Consider the following 17,451-nt stretch of genomic DNA (forward strand, 5'->3'; position numbering starts at 1 on the left):
AGCACGAGGAAAATGAAGAAGAAGATCTTGGCGATCCCCGCCGCGCCCGACGATACGCGTCCAAAGCCGAAGAATCCAGCGATAACCGATATCACCGCGAAGAGAATGGCAAGCTTGAGCATGGTAAATCCGTTGTTATGGTTGAAGTCGCAACGGTTTAGCAAAGCCTATGCCCGGCTTGTTCTTGCCGGACGTTTCTTGAAAGCGGATCGACACTCGAACCAGCAGGCGGATGGGGTTAATGTAGACCGTTAGTAGCGTTTTAGATGAGCTGGCTGAAGCTCAGAAAAATCGCCGCGCTACCCTTTCGCCTTCGCCGCAGACGTTATCGATCCAAAGCCCAACGCATCGAACAGACGCTGCCGATGCGGGATCGCAAGCAGCAAGCCGATCGCGATGGCATCGGCGGCGAAACCATACGGCACGTCGAGCAAACCGCCCGTCAGCGTGAACAACACCGAATCCACGATCAGCGAGATCACCGCGCCCGCCACGAAACACACGAGGCCGTCGCGTCCTACCGCGCCCACCCAGGGCGCAAGCTGCGCGATCCGCCGGACCACGCCGCGACGCGTCAGATCGCTGGCGAGCCACGCGATAGCCACGAAATTGACGATGCGCGCGCCCGCCAGATTGCGCTTGAAATCACCATCGAAGGAAGTCGGGAGCACGAGCAGCTTGTAGTACGCCATGCCCAAGACAACTGCGAGTGCGGCCACGCTAACGATCCATCCGAACCTGTGCCCGCTCACCCGCTGATAAACCGGCTGGCAACAGGCAATCACGCCGATCACGAACATCAGTTGCCATGCGGCAGGGTTGAAGTCCCACAGCAAATCTTCCGCCGACGGCAAATACTCGGCGACAGGAGGGGCGAGCGCCCACAACGCAACACTCGCGGCGAGCAGAAGCCACGGCTTGCTGCGCGCGAGCGGCAACACGAGCGGCACGGCGAGCGCGAAAAACGCGTACATCGGCAGGACGGATGCGAGATAGGGCTGGCGTCGCAACAGCAGGATGTCGATGAGCGCCGTGAACGGTGCGGCAATGAACGCGTCGAGGTCGGTCGTGGCGAGATTCGGCGCGCTGCCGAACAGCGGCCGCAACACGAAGCTCGTGAGCAGCATGAGCGCGGCGGTGACCAGAAATGCTCTATATATCTGGAAAGCGCGGCGGAGAAATCTTGCGCGGGCGGCGGATTCCGAGCGCCTCGCGCACATCGATGCATAGGCGGTGGCAGTCGCAAAACCGCCGAGGAAAACGAAGACTTCGGCGGCATCGTTAAGAGCGAATGCATGCAGGGTCATGCGGGACACCATGCTGCCGCCAATATGATCGACAAGAATCACGAGCAGGACGAGGCCGCGAAAAAAGTCCAGCTCAACCAGTCGTTGCGATTTTCCCTGCATGCGTAACCCGAAAGACTGCCGGATCGGGCAGCGAACGTGAAAGGCGCGATTCCAACTTCCAACTGAGGAATAGCGTGCGGCACGAGAGTTTACCCGTATTTGTGCGAGAAAGTTTTTCGAAGCCGGTGCCCGCTTAGAAATGATGGAGAACTTTTTTCAGCTCGAAGCACTCTCAACATTTCAATTAGCTTACATTATCGATGCGAACGTCGCGTATGATTGCGTGAAATTCGTGACCTATAACCGGACAACCCTCACATCTCATGGATTACCTCGTAGCGCTTGCCAGCGATCCCACCGCCTGGGCGGCCCTGGCGACACTCGTTGTCATGGAAGTCGTGCTCGGCATCGACAACCTGATTTTTATCTCCATTCTCACGAACAAATTGCCAGAAGCGCACCGGGCGCGCACGCAGCGCCTGGGTATCGGGCTCGCGCTCATCATGCGGCTTGGCTTGCTCGGCACGGTCGCACTGATCGTGCGGCTGACGGCGCCGATTTTCACGGCGTTAGGGCATGATTTTTCGTGGCGCGACCTGATCCTGATTGCCGGCGGCGTGTTCCTGGTATGGAAGGCGACCACGGAGATCCATCATCACGTGTCGCATGATTCCGGCGAATCCGGCGGCCCGGCCAAGACCGCTTCGATCACACCCTTGGCGGCGATCGGGCAAATCCTGGTGCTGGATCTGGTGTTTTCCATCGACAGCATCGTGACCGCCGTCGGCATGACGGAACACATTCCCATCATGTTCGTCGCCGTGATTGCAGCGGTGGCCGTGATGATGTTCGCGGCGGGTCCGTTGTCGCGGTTTATCGATAGAAACCCGACCGTGGTGATGCTCGCGCTCGGCTTCCTGCTGGTGATCGGGATGACGCTGGTCGCCGAAGGGTTCGGGTCTCACGTGCCGAAGGGCTACATCTACGCGGCGATGGCGTTCTCGGCGCTGGTCGAGGGGTTGAACATGCTGTCGCGCAGGGCGAAGAAGAAACGCGCCTGACGTGCTGAGTCTGGTGCGTTGATCGTGGGAACGCCGCGCGCCTTTGAAACCGCGCGGCGTTTTTTCAATGTCTCAAGGCTCCTTCCGGTACAGCGAAGAATCCGTGAATCCCTCGGCATTCAGCACGTACCCGACCACGATCAACGCCGTCCTTTCGATGCCTTTTTCAAGCACTTTCACAGCGATATCCGCGAGCGATCCAAGCACTTTCTCTTCGTCGGGCCAACTCGCGCGGAAGATCACGGCAACGGGACAATCCGCGCCGTAATGCGGGATCAGGTCGGCGACGATGCGCTCGATATGGCGCACGCCCAGGTGAATCGCCATGGTCGCGCGGTGGCGCGCGAGATCGGCGAGTTGCTCGCCTTCGGGCATCGATGTCTTCGTCGCAAAGCGCGTGAGGATCACGGTCTGCGAGATGCCGGGCAACGTGAATTCGCACCCGAGCGCCGCCGCCGATGCCGCCGCTGCCGTCACGCCCGGCACGATTTCATAGGGAATGGCAAGCGCGTTCAGACGGCGAATCTGTTCGCCGATCGCGCCGTACAGCGACGGATCGCCCGAATGAACGCGCGCCACGTCCTGCCCTTTGGCATGCGCGGTTTCGAGCAACGCAATGATTTCATCGAGGTGAAGATCGGCGGTGTTCACGCAGATTTCCGCGCGATGGCCGCTCAACACCGCTTCCGGCACCAGCGACCCGGCATACAGGATGACGGGACATGAGCGCACGAGACGCTGCCCTTTCACGGTGATGAGTTCGGGATCGCCGGGTCCGGCGCCAATGAAATAGACCGTCATTCAAGGGGCTTTCCGTAAAGCGTCGAGCGCGTTCAGGAGTGAGGCCGTATCGGTGAATTCGCGTTCGACTTGAGGAAGTGACGGACGTTGCAGCATCACGACGGGCAGACCGCGTTCACGCGCGACCGCGAGTTTCGCTTCGGTCGCCGCGCCGCCGCTGTTCTTGCTGATGAGGACATCGGTATCTTGCTGGTCGAATAAAGCGCGCTCGCCGTCCAGCGAGAACGGCCCGCGCGCCGCGATGATCGTCGCGCGTGCGTGGCCAACATGGGGATCGAGGCAACGGATGGTCCAGTGTTGCCCGGAGGGGATCTCGTCGAGATGATCGAGCGGCTCGCGGCCGAGCGTCCACAACGGATGTTTGTATGGCGCGATGGCTGCCATGATCGATGCAAAGTCAGAGGCGCGGCGCCAGTCATCGTCCGATCCCGGTTGCCACGGCGCACGGCGAAGCGCCCATCATAGCTTGGCCGCGCGTTGCCTGAAGCAGCGGCGGCATGACGGCTCATTTGCGCGGCGAAGGGATGAGTTGCATCGACGATCAGACCAACCGATTCTGCTTTTATAAAAGCCGCCAGCCCTTCCACTCCGCCGAACCCGCCAACTCGCACGCGACACACGAGATCGCCCGGCGTGCGTCCCAGTCCAGCAAGGCTATAGACGTGTTCCGGACTGAGACGCCGCGCGATCGTCAATGCTTCGCCCGTGCCGCCGAGCAGCAGGACGCGCGTCATGATTTCACTGCATTCAGCAGCGTGATGGGGAGCGCCTGACGCCATGTATCGAAGGCGCCGAGCGGTTGCGCGTGCGCCACGCTTATACGCGTCAGCTCGCCGCCATGCACCGCCCGCCACGCGACGAGCGTCGCCTCGCTTTGGATCGTCACTGCATTGACGATCATCCGGCCGCCTTTCGTCAGACGCGCCCAACATGTATCGAGCATCTCGGGCGCGGTTACACCGCCGCCAATGAAGATCGCATCCGGCGATGGCAACCCCATCAACGCGGCCGGCGCTTCGCCCTCCACGAGTTGCAGTCCGGGCACACCAAGCGCATCACGATTCTGTTCGATAAAACGCTGACGTCCGCTATCCGCTTCGATCGCGATGGCGCGGCAATCAGCGTGCGAGCGCATCCATTCAATGCCGATCGAACCGCATCCCGCGCCCACGTCCCACAGCAATTCGCCAGGTTCGGGGGCGAGCCGCGCGAGGGTGATGGCGCGGACGTCGCGTTTGGTGAGCTGGCCATCGTGCTGGTACGCGTCGTCGGGAAGACCGGGTGTGAGCGGCAGACGCAAGGCGTTGGCATCCGCAATGCAGGCGATCGCCACCAGGTTCAGCGCAGCGATATCGGCTTGCGGGTTCCACGTGTTTGCGATGCCATCAGTGCGACGTTCACGCTCGCCGCCCAGATGTTCGAACACGCTCATCCGGCTGGCGCCGAAGCCGCGCCGGTTCAATAACTGCGCGACTTCGGAAGGGCTTGAACCATCGCTGCTGAGAACGAGCATGCGCGTGCCGGAATGAAGGCGAACGCCAAGCGCTGCGATCGGACGCCCGACGAGCGAGACCACGGCCACATCCTGCATCGCCCAACGCAAACGCGCTGCAGCAAGCGACACCGATGACGGCGCAGGCAATACGGTGAACTCACCGGGCTCCAGTTCGCGCGCGAACGTGGCGCCGACGCCGAACATCATCGGGTCGCCGCTTGCGAGCACACAGACTCGCTTGCCGCGATAGTCGAACACCGGCGTTATCGAAAACGGCGTGGGCCACGCGCGGCGCTCAGCGGAAATCTGCTCCGGCAACAGGTCGAGATGGCGCTTGCCACCGAAGATGATATCGGCGGCAAGCAACGCTTCGTGCGACGTCCGGCTGAGCCCATGCCAGCCGTCCTCGCCAATTCCCACTACCGTCAACCACGTTGCCATCCGCCGATCCTCGCATGATTCATTTGCAGGTTACGCTGCCCGGCCGCTTGCCGAGCCATGCGGCGATTGGTTTTGTCGGCTGCAAAAACGGGCATAATATCGCGTTTAGTCGGTGCCCTCACGGGCCTAACAGGGAACACAGCGAAACTGTGGCTGCCCCCGCAATTGTACGCAGCGAGTCCGCGCTCCACTGCCACTGGTTTCGACTGGGAAGGCCGGCGCGGGCGGCGACCTGCCAGCCAAGAGACCTGCCGACCGGAATTCTTCGTGCAAGCCAACATCGGGCGGGGTGTACCGATGCCGCGATCCTGCCTGTTTTCATGTGCTGCTGACAAGGCAAAGGTCGAGGCGCCGCGCGAGACCGGACGGGTCACGCTTTGAACGCATCGCAAACACTCACTACTGAACGCGGGTCGGTACCGGCATCGAGGCCATCGGCATGTCCCGGCCTGATGCGGATCGTGCCTGCGCGCGACGGCGGCCTGTGCCGCATTCGCCTGACCGGCGGCGAGATGAGCGCGGCGCAGGCGCGTGTGGTGGCGGATGTGGCGATGACGTGCGGATCGGGTGTCATCGATGCAACGAATCGCTCGAACCTGCAGATTCGAGGCGTGCGGCCGGACGCTGAAGATGCGTTGATTTCCCGTTTGATCGAAGCGGGGCTGGGGCCCGCCACGCAGGACGCGGACGATCTGCGCAACCTCATGGTCAGCCCGCTCGCCGGTCTCGATCCGCATGCCATTGTGGACGTCACGCCGATCGCTCGCGTGTTGCTCGAACAAATGCAGCACGATGCGCGTCTGCGCGAGTTATCGCCGAAATTTGCAATCATGCTCGACGGCGGCGAGCGTCTTGCCATGCTCGATCATCCTCACGATGTCTGGTTTTCGGCGCTATCGGCGCACCGGTTTGCATTCGGACTTGGCGGTTGTCCACCGATTTCCGCGGAGCATTTGCCTGCGGCCGCGTCGGTCGAGTCCGTGCACGTCCCCGACTTGATGAACGCGGTGTTGCATACATTCCTCGATCTTGCGCTGCCGGAGCAGACGAGAATGCGGGACTTGCTGCAGACGTATTCAGCCGAAGCGGTTCTTGACCGCGTGCAGCAGAAACTCGATTTCCAGCTCAAGCAAGACACAAAAGATTGGCGTCGCCCTTCGTCCAATGCACAACTGCGTTTCGGCGTGCATCCGCAACGCAACGAAGGCGCGGTGTGCATCGGTGCGCAGATACCGCTGGGCCGTCTGGATGCAACCACGCTCCGGGCGCTCGCCGACATCGCGCCGCGCATGCGCATGACGCCGTGGCAAAGCGTGATGCTGCTTGACATACCTGTGGCAGACGCCGGATCAACCATCGACCGGCTCAAGGCGCTCGACCTCGCAACCACGCCGAACGAGCCCTTCGCGCGCCTCATCGCATGCACGGGTTCGCAAGGCTGCGCCAAAGGTTTCTCCGATACCAAGGCGGACGCGCTTCAACTTGCGTCCTTGATGCCCGAAACAGGCAACGTCCACTTGAGCGGATGCGCGCGTTCCTGCGCGGCGGCTCAACACGTCGACACAACCCTGCTCGCCGTCGCGCCCGGCCGCTACGATGTATATACGCAAGCGTCTGAACCGGTCGCCCGGCACATAACCATTGAAGAGGCGGCCCGCTGGCTCGCCCGGAGCACCACTGATGCTTGATTACATCCGCGACGGGCAGGCGATTTATCGTGCGTCGTTCGCGACCATTCGCGCCGAAACGAACCTCGACGCGATTCCCCCCGACCTCGAAAAACTGGCTGTGCGCGTGATCCACGCATGCGGCATGACGGACGTGATCGATGACCTCGTGTTCTCGAATGACGCCGGAACAGCGGGCCGCGAAGCGCTCAAGCAAGGCGCGTCCATTCTCTGCGATGCCCGCATGGTCGCCGAAGGCATCACGCGCGCGCGCCTGCCGGCTGAGAACCGCGTGATCTGCACGCTCAACGACGCATCCGTGCCCGAACGCGCACGCGAACTCGGCAATACGCGCTCGGCGGCCGCGCTCGAATTGTGGCGTCCGGATCTTGAAGGCAGCGTGGTTGTGATCGGCAATGCGCCGACCGCGCTGTTCCATCTGCTCGACATGCTCGACGCCGGCGCACCAAAGCCCGCGTTGATCCTCGGCTTTCCGGTGGGGTTCATCGGCGCGGCGGAATCGAAGGCGATGCTTGCCGCCGACAGCCGCGGCGTCCCGTTCGTCGCGTTGCGCGGCAGGCGCGGCGGCAGCGCGATGGCGGCGGCCGCAGTGAACGCGCTGGCTTCGGAGATTGAATAGATGAGCGGACGTCTCTATGGCCTGGGCGTCGGTCCGGGCGATCCCGAACTGATCACGGTGAAGGCGCTGCGTTTGCTGACATCCGCGCCGGTGGTCGCGTACTTCGTGGCGAAAGGCAAGAAGGGCAACGCGTTCGGGATCATCGAAGGGCATTTGAAGGACACGCAGACGCGCATGCCGCTCGTGTATCCCGTGACGACCGAAGCGCTCGAACCGCCGCTTTGCTATGAAACGATCATCGGCGATTTCTACGATGAATCCGCCATCCGCATTGCCGATCATCTCGAAGCCGGCCTCGATGTCGCCGTGATCTGCGAAGGCGACCCGTTCTTCTACGGCTCGTACATGTACCTGCACGACCGGCTCGCCGAGCGCTTCGAAGCCGAAGTCGTACCCGGCGTATGTTCGATGCTCGGCGGCGTCGCCGTGCTCGGCGTGCCGCTCGTGTACCGGAACCAGAGCTTGTCGGTGTTATCGGGCGTGCTGCCGGAGGCGGATCTTCGTGACAGGCTTGCCGCCACCGACGCCGCCGTGATCATGAAACTCGGCCGCAACTTCGACAAGGTCCGGCGCGTGTTGAAAGACCTCGGACTCGATAAACGCGCGCTCTATGTCGAACGCGCGACCATGGCGAACCAGCGCATCGTGCCGCTGGAGGATGTCGATCCTATGGCGTCGCCCTACTTCTCGCTGCTCGTCGTGCCGGGGGAAAAATGGCGGGGTTGATCGACGCAAAACCGCCGGCAATCGTGGTGCTCGGTACGGGCGCATTGCAGACTGCGCGGCGAATCCAGGCACGTTATCCCGGCGCGTTAGTTCACGGCCTCACGAACCGCGTGCAAGCCGATGTCGCGTTCACTGAACTGAGCGCTCATCTGCGCGAGCTCTATTCGAGCAACACGCCGATCGTCGCGTTGTGCGCGGCGGGAATCGTGATCCGTTGCCTGGCTCCCCTTCTAGCCGATAAAACCGTCGAACCGCCCGTACTTGCCGTCGCCGAAGATGGCAGCGCGGTCGTGCCGCTGCTCGGCGGTCTCGGCGGCGTCAACGTCATGGCGCGCGAAATCGCGGCGGTCCTGCAGGTCGCGCCCGCGATCACGACGAGCGGCGAATTGCGTTTCGGCACATGCCTGCTGAATCCTCCGGCGGGGTATGTGCTTGCGGATATCGAACATGGAAAGCGCTTCGTGTCCGATCTTCTGGCGGGAAGCACAACGCGCATCGAAGGCAACGCACCGTGGCTGGATCAGGTCGAATTGCCCCGTGCCTCCGATGCAAACCGCGCAATCCGGATCTCGCCGCATGTTAGTGAACACGCCGGCGAACTCATGATTCACCCGCGCTCGGTCGTCATTTGCGTGAACGCGGTGCGTTCGGATGATCCGATCGCCGAACGCATCCGCCGTGCGTTGCTTGAGGCAAAGATATCGCCGCTGTCGGTCGCCGCCATGCTTGCGCCCGTGTCCATGATGACGTCGGCGCGCCTGATCGAAGCTGCGCATGTCCTTGATGTACCCCTGAGATTCGGCGCCTTGCCGGACGGGTTCGAAACGTTCAGAGCGCATGACGAAGACCTCGCGATATCGATTGCATCGCATCCGGTTGATGTCGCGAACCTCGGACAAGCACGCGGCACGCTGACCGTAATCGGCCTGGGTCCCGGCAGCGCGGACTTGATGGTACCGGCGGCCAAATACGTGTTGTCCCTCGCCGACGATATTCTTGGCTACGAAACCTACGTGCGCATGGCCGGTCCATTCAAGCCAAATCAAATCCTCCATTGCACCGATAACCGCGAAGAAATGCAGCGCGCGCGTCATGCGTTGGAACTGGCGAGCACGGGGCGCAGGGTCGTGGTTGTGTCGTCAGGAGATCCGGGCGTGTTCGCCATGGCCGCCGCAGTGCTCGAAGCACTTGACGCAGGACAATCCAACGAGGCGTGGTCTTCCGTAGACCTGAACATCCTGCCCGGTGTGTCGGCTGCGCTGGCGACTGCCGCGCGTGCCGGCGCGCCGCTCGGTCACGACTTCTGCATGCTCTCGCTTTCCGATAACCTGAAACCATGGGCCGTCATCGAGATGCGTCTGCGACATGCCGCTCAAGCCGATCTCGTGATGGCGTTCCACAACCCGGTCTCGCGTGCAAGGCCTTGGCAGTTGGATCGTGCGCTTGAGATCGTACGTGAGTATCGCGATGGAACGACCACGGTCGTGCTGGGAAGGAACATCGGCAGGCCGGGTGAAACGTTGATCACGACCACGCTCGCAAACCTGCATTCCGATCAGGTCGATATGCGAACCATGGTGATCGTCGGATCATCGACGACGCGAAGCTTTGCGCGCGGCGATGGCAATGGCGAGTGGGCGTACACGCCCCGCTGGTACGAATGAGCGGCTGATGAGCCACTAAGCCGATGTCATGTCAGCGGCCGTGCGGTAATCCGAATGCCACGACTTGGCGAGTTTCGCGCATCGGCCGAGACTCACGGCCGCGCTTTCAAAATCGACTATAACGATTTGGTCCGCCGAATCGGGACGCGCCGGCGTTTCGGCGCTTCGCCCATCGGTGAGCAACCATAGAATGCGACGCTGCGAAGGCTTGCGACGCGCAGCGCGCAGCAACACGTTGGCGCCCGTGCGCACGCCCAACGCAAGCGGTGTACCGCCTCCGCCGCCGATCGGCGCAAGCCATCGGTCGTTCCACCAGTGCGCGGCGCCTGGCTCGCGGCGCACCTCGGCCGTCGCGCCGCCAAAACACACGAGCGCCACCTCCGCACGCTCCCGGTACGCGCGATCGAACAACGCAACAACCAGCCCCTTCGCGAGCGCGAGCCGCTTGCCGCCAAGCATCGAACCTGAACAATCGAGCACGAAACAATGCAGCGCGCTCGCCTCGCCTTCCTCGCAATGAAACCGCAGATGCGCCGCGTCGAGCATCTGATTGCGTTTCGCGAGCAGCGTTTGCATCCAGTCGATGCGCCCGCTCTTCTCGCCTTCGCGTGAACGCGCTTTGCCGGGAGCGAAAGCATCGAGCCATCGAAGGCGGCCGGGGTCCGCGCGTGTTTCCGGCCTTCGATGGCTCAGGATTTTTTTGACGTGAGCGGCCTCACGTTTTTTACGGCGGTTATATCGACGGGCTCGGGCGGCATGTAGCCGAAGTTGGCTTCATCGGTGTCTTGCGATTGGGGTTGCGGCTTTTCCTGTTCGCGTTTGCCTGCAGGTTCATTGCCGACTTTCCGCCGATGCAAAAGCACCGCCTCCGCAATGCGTTCGACATGATCTACCCGGACCGCATCGGCCTCTTCCAATGCAGCCAGCGCACGCGCCGCACGCAGCATGACCAGATCGGCGCGCAAGCCGTCGACGTTTGCCTTGATGCAAAGCTCGCTCACACGCGCATGAACGGAGTCATCGAATTCGAGGGCGGGAAGAGCTGAACGTGCACGTAGAAGCTTATGCGACAACGCATCTTGTTGCGGCGCTAACCGCGAACGGAACGCATCAGGGTTTGCGTCGAATGCGAGCCGCGCCTTGACGATCTCGCGACGTACGTTGGCATCGAAGCAATTCTGCAACTCCACCGCAAGCCCAAACCGATCGAGCAACTGCGGCCTGAGTTCGCCTTCCTCGGGGTTCATCGTGCCAATCAACACAAACCGCGCGTCATGCCGATGCGAGATGCCATCGCGCTCGATCAAGTTCACGCCGCTTGCAGCGACATCGAGCAATTGATCCACGAGCTGATTCGGCAGCAGATTGACTTCATCCACATACAACACGCCTTCATGCGCCTTCGAAAGCAAGCCCGGCGAAAAACGCACGCCGCCGTCGCGTAACGCCGTTTCAAGATCGAGCGATCCGATCAGTTGCTCTTCACTCGCGCCCAACGGCAGGGTGACGAAGCGGCCTTCGGGAAGCAGCTCGGCCAGTGCGCGCGCTGTGGTGGACTTCGCCGTGCCGCGCGGGCCGCTCACCAGCACGCCACCCAGCGCGGGGTCGACCGCAGCGAGCAAAAGTGCTTGCTGCAAGGGCTCCTGCGCGACCAATGCGGTGAAAGGAAAGAGAATGTCGTTCACGTTCGTTGCCCTTCGAGTTGCTGTTCGGCATCCAGCAGATGGCGTTCGATCTGCGTCTGGTAGTCGCCCGGGCTTTGCCATAAACCGCGTTGCATGGCTTCCGTCAAACGCTCGCAGATGGAATGCAGCGCATGCGGATTGTGCTGCTGCATGAACTCGCGGGTATTGGCGTCGTTCACGTAAGCATCGGCGACGAGCGCGTATTGATGATCCGACACCACGCGTGCGGTGGCGTCGTAGCCAAAGAGATAATCCACCGTGGCCGCGAGTTCCGATGCGCCCTTGTAGCCGTGCCGCTTCACGCCATCGATCCATTTTGGATTGACCACGCGCGAGCGGATCACGCGCGATATCTCTTCCTGCAAGGTGCGTATGCGTGGCGACGCGGGGTTGCTGTGATCGGCGTTGTACGCGTGCGGCTGCGCGCCCGAAAGATGCCGCACCGCCGCGACCATGCCGCCCTGGAACTGATGATAGTCGTTGGAATCGAGCAGGTCGTGTTCGCGGTTGTCCTGGTTCTGCACCACCACGTCAATAGTCGATAACCTCGCGCCAAATGAATCGCGTGCATGGACGCCATCGCCCTTTTGCGAGTACGCGTAACCGCCCGAGTCCTGGAATCCACGCGCGAGGTCGCTATCGTTCTGCCATTGCTTTGCGTCGATCATCTCCTGCAACCCCGCACCGTAGGCACCGGGTTTCGTGCTGAACACGCGCCAGCCGGCACGCAGACGCGCTTCTTTTTCGTCCAGTCCGCGAGCGACGTGTTCATCGCGTTCGCGCATGATGCGTGCGCGGATGGGATTGATGTCTTCGTCTTCATCGTCGAGTTCGGCGACGGCCTGAACGGCTGCGTCGAAGAGATGCATCAGGTTCGCGAAGGCATCGCGGAAGAAACCCGAAACGCGCAGCGTGACATCGATACGCGGCCGGTTGAAGATCGTGATAGGCAAGACCTCGAAGTCCGTCACACGATTGCTGCCCGCGGCCCACTTCGGACGCACGCCGATCAGCGCCATGGCTTGCGCAATATCGTCGCCGCCCGTGCGCATCGTGGCCGTTCCCCACACCGACAAACCAATCGCACGCGGGTAATCGCCGTGCTCTTGAAGATGTCGTTCGATCAGCAAGTTCGCGGACTTCAGGCCGAGCGTCCAGGCTGCGCGCGTGGGGACGGCGCGGGTGTCGACGGAATAGAAGTTGCGTCCGGTGGGGAGGACATCGGGTCGTCCGCGTGAAGGTGAACCACTCGGACCTGGCGGCACAAAGCGTCCGTCGAGGCCGCGCTGGAGTTGCAGCAGCTCTTGCGGACCGCATGCATCGAGGCGAGATAAAAGATCGCCGTTCAAACGTGTGAGGACCTGCGATGTGTTGGGGCCGACCGTATTCGCGGGACCGTCCAGCAGCGACGTTGCAAGCAACTCAAGACGCTCGCGCGTATCGCCATGATGACGCCAGGGGGCATCGATCATTTGCATCAGTCGAGCAGGACGCGGCCCCGTCCATGCCGCAGTCCAGTCGGAGTCCAAAGGATCGAACGTGTCGCCGAGCTGCAGGTCACGAGCCAGCGCCGTGAGCACGCTCGCATTGGCGCCGAGTCCGTCGCCTGTCGGATAACGGCCCAATGCGAGCAAGGTATCGCGGCGTTGAACGCCTTGCGGCGAAGCACCGAACACGTGCAGTCCATCGCGGATTTGCGCTTCCTTCAGCTCGCACAAATAGGCATCGGCACGGTTCAGCAACGCGTCTTCGGTATTGGAGTCGCGCGGTTTCTCGAGTCCCAGTTCTTCATGCAGCCGATGCTCCACGATGCTCGCAAGAATCGTCTTTCGCAAGAGCTTCGCGCGGCGTGGATCGACCATCAGCGCTTCATAATATTCATCGACCTGACGTTCGAGGTCTTGCAACGGACCATAGTTTTCAGCGCGCGTGAGCGGCGGCATCAGATGATCGATGATAACCGCCTGCGCGCGCCGCTTCGCCTGACTGCCCTCACCCGGATCGTTGACGATGAACGGATATAAATGCGGCATGGCGCCGAGCGTCAGGTCGGGCCAGCACGACGCGCTCAACGCCACGCTTTTCCCCGGCAGCCATTCAAGATTGCCATGCTTGCCGACGTGTACGATTGCATCGATGTTGAAGCGCAAACGCAGCCAGAAGTAGAACGCGAGATACGAATGCGGCGGCACGAGTTCGGCGTCGTGATAACTCGCGTAATCGCCGCGTTCTCGCGAGCGCGCCGGTTGAATGCCGACGAACACATGCCCGCACCGCCAGCCCGCGATCATGAAGCGGCCGCGCCGCACAGTCGGATCAGCTTCGGGCGGACCCCAGCGGGCGTTCAGGTCTTGCTGAACGTCGGAGGGGAGCTTGCGGAATGCATCGAGATAATCATCGAGCGCGAGACTCTGCCGCGCAGGACGCATATCGCGCACGACGGGATCGTTGGTCACGCCCGATGTCAGCGCCTGCATCAGTGCGTCGCCATCGGCGGGAATATCCTGCGTGGTATATCCCTCGCGTGCGAGCATCGAAAGAATATTCACGACCGATGCCGGCGTATCGAGACCCACGCCGTTACCAATGCGCCCTTCGCTCAGCGGATAATTTGCGAGCACGAGCGCGATGCGTTTGCCAGCGTTCGGAAGCTGCCTCAGGCGACACCAGCGCCTGCTCAGCTCGGCGACGAAACGCACACGCTCGAGGTCGGGCTGATAACGCACGACATCGACTTGCGTCAGTTTGCATCTGTACGCCAGGCCCTTGAAACTGATCGCGCGGGTGATGATGCGCCCATCGACTTCCGGCAGCGCAACGTGCATGGCAATGTCGCGAGACGTCAGCCCGTGGTTGTCCTTGACCCAGTCCTCGCGATTCCCGCTGCTGAGGATCACTTGCAGCACGGGTGCGTCGCCAGCGAGTTCGAATGGCGCGGGGTCATCGATCACGCCGGCCGCGAACGAGGTAGTGTTCAACACGAGCGACGCATTGTTGTCCGCGCACAATTGCTGCACGACTTCGCGGCTCAACGGGTCCTTCAGCGACGCCATCGCGATCGGCAACGGGTTCAGGCCTTGCGCTTCGAGCGCATCAATCAATGCGTCGAATACGTCTGTATTGCCAGCCTGCAGATGCGCGCGGTAGAACAGCACGGCAACGACAGGCGCGCCCTGCGTCCATCTGTCCTTCCAGTCGTCGATGGTCGCAATCTGCCGCGCCGGATGATAGATCGCAACCGCGGGCAACTGCGTGGGCAAGTCGGCCTCGCGCCCGTAGCCCAGCGCGCGATACGCAATGCAGCGCAGGAACGCCTCGGCATTTTGCGCGCCGCCCTCACGCAGATAACGCCAGAGCTGGTCGCACAATGCGGGCTCCGCGGTGCTCTTCGCAACGAGGTTCGGGTCTTCCTGCAAGTCGCCGGAAAACATCACGAGCATCTGGCCATTCTTGCGCGCGAGCGTGGTGATACTCTCGATTCCGTAGGGCCAATAGGCCTCGCCGCCAAGGTGATCGATCACGATCACGCGCGCATGCCTGAGCACGTCATCGACGTAGAAGTCCACCGATGCCGGCTGCCGCAGGAACGCCTGATTGGCGAGGCGCACGGCAGGAAACCCCGCTTCGAGATTCGGCACGACGCCTGCAAGAAGCGACAGCGTGGTATCGGCCGAACTCAGCACGACGATCGGCGCAGGCGTCTGGTCGATGCGCATGACGCCCGCGGCGTCATCGACAAAACCACCGGGCGTCGTGCGTAGCAGATGCACGGTTCAGGCCTGCACGGGTGCGCTGGCGAGCGCGTCGAGAAGCGCTTGTTGCAGACGCGGCTGATCCAGGTCTTCGCCAATGAGCACAAAGCGGCTCGTTCCGACCTCGGCTTCAGCGGGTGTCCACCGGCGATCGAAGTAGGTATCGAAACGTTGCCCCACGCCCTGCACCACAAGACGCATCGGCGTGCCCGGCAACGCGGCGAAGCCCTTCACACGATAAATCGTGTTGGCGTCGACCAGCGCACGCAATCCAGCGACCGCCGCGTCGCGCGACTCCACGCGCGCCTCGACCACGACGGAATCGAAGTCGTCGTGATGATGGTCGGCGTGGCCTTCGTCATCTACCGACCCATGATGATCCACGCGCAGATGGATCGTGGTCTCCGACGCCGCTTCGAGCCCGAGCAGCGCATGCAGGTCGAGTTGCCCCATCTGCGCCGGAACGATCTTCACGCCCGCCGGAATCTCGCCGCGTATGAGCGTTTCGACGGTGCGTTGCTGCGCCTCATCGATCAGGTCGATCTTGTTGAGAATCACCAGATCGGCTGACGCCAACTGGTCTTCGAACAACTCGTGCAGCGGCGATTCGTGATCGAGATTCGGATCGGCGCGGCGTTGTTCGTCGACGGCTTGCGGGTTCGCCGCGAACTGGCCGCTTGCAGCAGCCGGACCATCGACCACGGTCACGACGGCATCGACCGTGAAAGCATTTTTGATCGATGGCCAGTTGAACGCCTGAACCAGCGGCTTGGGCAAGGCGAGACCGGAGGTCTCGATCAGCACATGATCGATCTGATCGCGACGCTCGACGAGCTGCTCCATCACCGGATAAAACTCTTCCTGAACGGTGCAGCAGAGGCAACCATTCGAAAGCTCGTAGAGGTTCGGCTGGTCGGTCGTGCTTTCGTCCTCGCAACCAATGCTACAGCCCTTCAATATCTCACCATCGATACCCAGTTCGCCGAACTCGTTCACGATCACTGCGATCCGTAGCCCTTTGGCATTTTCAAGGATATGCCGCATCAACGTGGTCTTGCCGCTGCCGAGGAAGCCTGTGACGACCGTGACCGGGATCTTGCGCATTTGCATCCTTCACTCCGTTTTTATCGATTGACTGCCTGATGCCGGAAACGCCATGAGCCTCCAAATGACGCAATCGAAAAGCGTAACAGGCTTCAAAACCGGCAAGGCATGATGAAAGTTTCGAGCCCGCACCGCATCCCCGCGGCACCTGTTGCTCCAGATGTCAAACCGTTCCGGCCGGTATCCGGGCTGGCGAAATGCCGCTTCACCTTCCCGCACGCAGCACGCATGCAGTGGTGTTCGAAGCCGGCTTTGCCGCGCGCGACGTCATGCTGCGCGGTTTTCGCTTACCGTTGCGGGGGCAGCGCAGGTTGGCGCGCACGAGTGTCCGGCGGCGCTCCCTGCTTCCCGTTTAACTGCGCACAGAGAGAGACCGCGCGCGAGCACCAGAAAACTGCGCCAAGTCTAGGCCGGTGAAGCCTTGCGGTCAAGGTTACGGCCAGTTGGCGAGCAATGGAAACCCAAGCGCCGGCACGCCTCCGTGTGCTATCTTTGGCTCGCGTCTGGTGCTCACGCGCGCTTTTCCTGCGTGCGTAGTTAAACGGGAAACAGGATGCAAGAGCGTTTATTCTCAGCGCGCCTGCATGCAAGAAACCTGTGCTGTCCCCGCAACGGTACGCGACCCGCGCCGGTTTGAATTGGTTTCACAGAACCCGTGCGCACATTTGCTTCATTGCCACTGCTTGCCAAAGCGGGAAGGCGCAAGCGAATGCGGTCGCCAAGCCCGGATACCGGCCAGCGCAAGTGGCGTGTCATGGACGCGCCGGACGCCGCATCCGCGAGGGACGGATGAAGGACGTAATGAATCTATCGTCTTACATGAAATCTGATCCGCAGTGTATTTGCAAGCTTCTATCCGCGCGTCTGGAACGCACGGATGGAGCGGGACGTTGAGCGCGTGGGTGATCGGCATAGGCTGCCGGCGTGGCGTAAGCATCGGGCAGATCGATGCGGCGGTTTGCGCGGCGCTTGGCAATGAGCCGATCACGCATGTGCGCGCGCTGGCATCGATTGACGGCAAACAGGATGAAACCGCTTTGCTCGAATTCGCCGCTCTTCACCACCT

At 61.9% G+C, this 17,451-nt stretch carries 14 protein-coding genes, 1 pseudogene and 3 riboswitches; of the genes and pseudogenes, 6 read left to right on the plus strand and 9 right to left on the minus strand.

All coding sequences use genetic code 11. From position 1 onward, the window contains the following. Positions 1–122, minus strand: a 122-nt coding sequence (locus ACFFAR_RS06680; RefSeq protein ID WP_375507672.1) for a DUF1328 domain-containing protein, incomplete at its 3' end; no start/stop codon positions are given. A 177-nt stretch (positions 123–299) separates the two neighbouring features. Beyond that, a complete protein-coding gene (locus tag ACFFAR_RS06685) occupies positions 300–1,409 on the minus strand; it encodes an OpgC domain-containing protein (protein WP_375507666.1) in 1,110 nt (369 codons plus the stop codon). A gap of 263 nt (positions 1,410–1,672) precedes the next feature. Between ACFFAR_RS06685 and ACFFAR_RS06690 the strand changes: the two genes are divergently transcribed. After that, the gene (locus tag ACFFAR_RS06690; protein WP_174365599.1) at positions 1,673–2,410 is read left to right on the plus strand and encodes a TerC family protein; all 738 of its coding nucleotides are present in this window, start codon (positions 1,673–1,675) and stop codon (positions 2,408–2,410) included. Between the two features lie 72 nt (positions 2,411–2,482). On the opposite strand, the gene cobM is transcribed toward ACFFAR_RS06690, so the two are convergent. From cobM to cbiE, 3 genes and pseudogenes are all read right to left on the minus strand, one after another. Then, positions 2,483–3,211 (minus strand): precorrin-4 C(11)-methyltransferase, encoded by a 729-nt coding sequence (cobM, locus tag ACFFAR_RS06695; RefSeq protein WP_174365600.1) that lies wholly within the window; start codon positions 3,209–3,211, stop codon positions 2,483–2,485. Further along, positions 3,212–3,945, minus strand: a pseudogene (locus ACFFAR_RS06700) (cobalt-precorrin-6A reductase). Next, on the minus strand, positions 3,942–5,147 hold the full coding sequence (gene cbiE / locus ACFFAR_RS06705; protein WP_174363451.1) for a precorrin-6y C5,15-methyltransferase (decarboxylating) subunit CbiE: 1,206 nt from the start codon (positions 5,145–5,147) through the stop codon (positions 3,942–3,944). Before cbiE ends, ACFFAR_RS06700 begins: the two are co-directional and overlap by 4 nt. 93 nt (positions 5,148–5,240) lie before the next feature. Continuing rightward, positions 5,241–5,418: riboswitch (cobalamin riboswitch) on the plus strand. Positions 5,419–5,524: 106 nt separating this feature from the next. Between cbiE and cobG the strand changes: the two genes are divergently transcribed. Genes cobG through cobJ form a run of 4 tightly spaced genes read left to right on the plus strand, consistent with a single transcriptional unit; the run spans position 5,525 to position 9,844 of the window. After that, complete coding sequence (cobG, locus tag ACFFAR_RS06710; RefSeq protein WP_375507667.1) at positions 5,525–6,835, plus strand: precorrin-3B synthase; 1,311 nt, start codon at positions 5,525–5,527, stop codon at positions 6,833–6,835. Beyond that, positions 6,828–7,454 carry a precorrin-8X methylmutase gene (locus tag ACFFAR_RS06715; RefSeq protein ID WP_174363450.1) on the plus strand — a complete coding sequence of 209 codons (627 nt, stop codon included), beginning with the start codon at positions 6,828–6,830 and terminating at the stop codon, positions 7,452–7,454. The genes cobG and ACFFAR_RS06715 overlap by 8 nt, the downstream gene beginning before the upstream one ends. After that, the gene (locus tag ACFFAR_RS06720; RefSeq protein ID WP_375507668.1) at positions 7,455–8,180 is read left to right on the plus strand and encodes a precorrin-2 C(20)-methyltransferase; all 726 of its coding nucleotides are present in this window, start codon (positions 7,455–7,457) and stop codon (positions 8,178–8,180) included. Next, positions 8,168–9,844 (plus strand): precorrin-3B C(17)-methyltransferase, encoded by a 1,677-nt coding sequence (gene cobJ / locus ACFFAR_RS06725; protein ID WP_174363448.1) that lies wholly within the window; start codon positions 8,168–8,170, stop codon positions 9,842–9,844. The genes ACFFAR_RS06720 and cobJ overlap by 13 nt, the downstream gene beginning before the upstream one ends. Positions 9,845–9,859: 15 nt before the next feature. On the opposite strand, the gene ACFFAR_RS06730 is transcribed toward cobJ, so the two are convergent. From ACFFAR_RS06730 to cobW, 4 genes are all read right to left on the minus strand, one after another. After that, complete coding sequence (locus tag ACFFAR_RS06730) at positions 9,860–10,420, minus strand: VWA domain-containing protein (protein ID WP_375507669.1); 561 nt, start codon at positions 10,418–10,420, stop codon at positions 9,860–9,862. A 113-nt stretch (positions 10,421–10,533) separates the two neighbouring features. Continuing rightward, a complete protein-coding gene (locus tag ACFFAR_RS06735) occupies positions 10,534–11,529 on the minus strand; it encodes an ATP-binding protein (RefSeq protein WP_375507670.1) in 996 nt (331 codons plus the stop codon). Next, positions 11,526–15,299 (minus strand): cobaltochelatase subunit CobN, encoded by a 3,774-nt coding sequence (cobN, locus tag ACFFAR_RS06740; protein ID WP_375507671.1) that lies wholly within the window; start codon positions 15,297–15,299, stop codon positions 11,526–11,528. Before cobN ends, ACFFAR_RS06735 begins: the two co-directional genes overlap by 4 nt. A 3-nt stretch (positions 15,300–15,302) precedes the next feature. Continuing rightward, on the minus strand, positions 15,303–16,391 hold the full coding sequence (cobW, locus tag ACFFAR_RS06745; RefSeq protein ID WP_174364239.1) for a cobalamin biosynthesis protein CobW: 1,089 nt from the start codon (positions 16,389–16,391) through the stop codon (positions 15,303–15,305). Positions 16,392–16,542: 151 nt separating this feature from the next. Beyond that, positions 16,543–16,791, minus strand: a riboswitch (cobalamin riboswitch). An 81-nt stretch (positions 16,792–16,872) separates the two neighbouring features. Then, positions 16,873–17,140, plus strand: a riboswitch (cobalamin riboswitch). A 147-nt stretch (positions 17,141–17,287) separates the two neighbouring features. Here cobW and ACFFAR_RS06750 point away from each other — a divergent pair. Further along, on the plus strand, positions 17,288–17,451 hold a 164-nt coding region (locus ACFFAR_RS06750; protein WP_375507673.1), incomplete at its 3' end, for a cobalamin biosynthesis protein.

This window comes from uncultured Caballeronia sp. (assembly GCF_964243625.1).
Classification (GTDB): Bacteria; Pseudomonadota; Gammaproteobacteria; order Burkholderiales; family Burkholderiaceae; genus Caballeronia.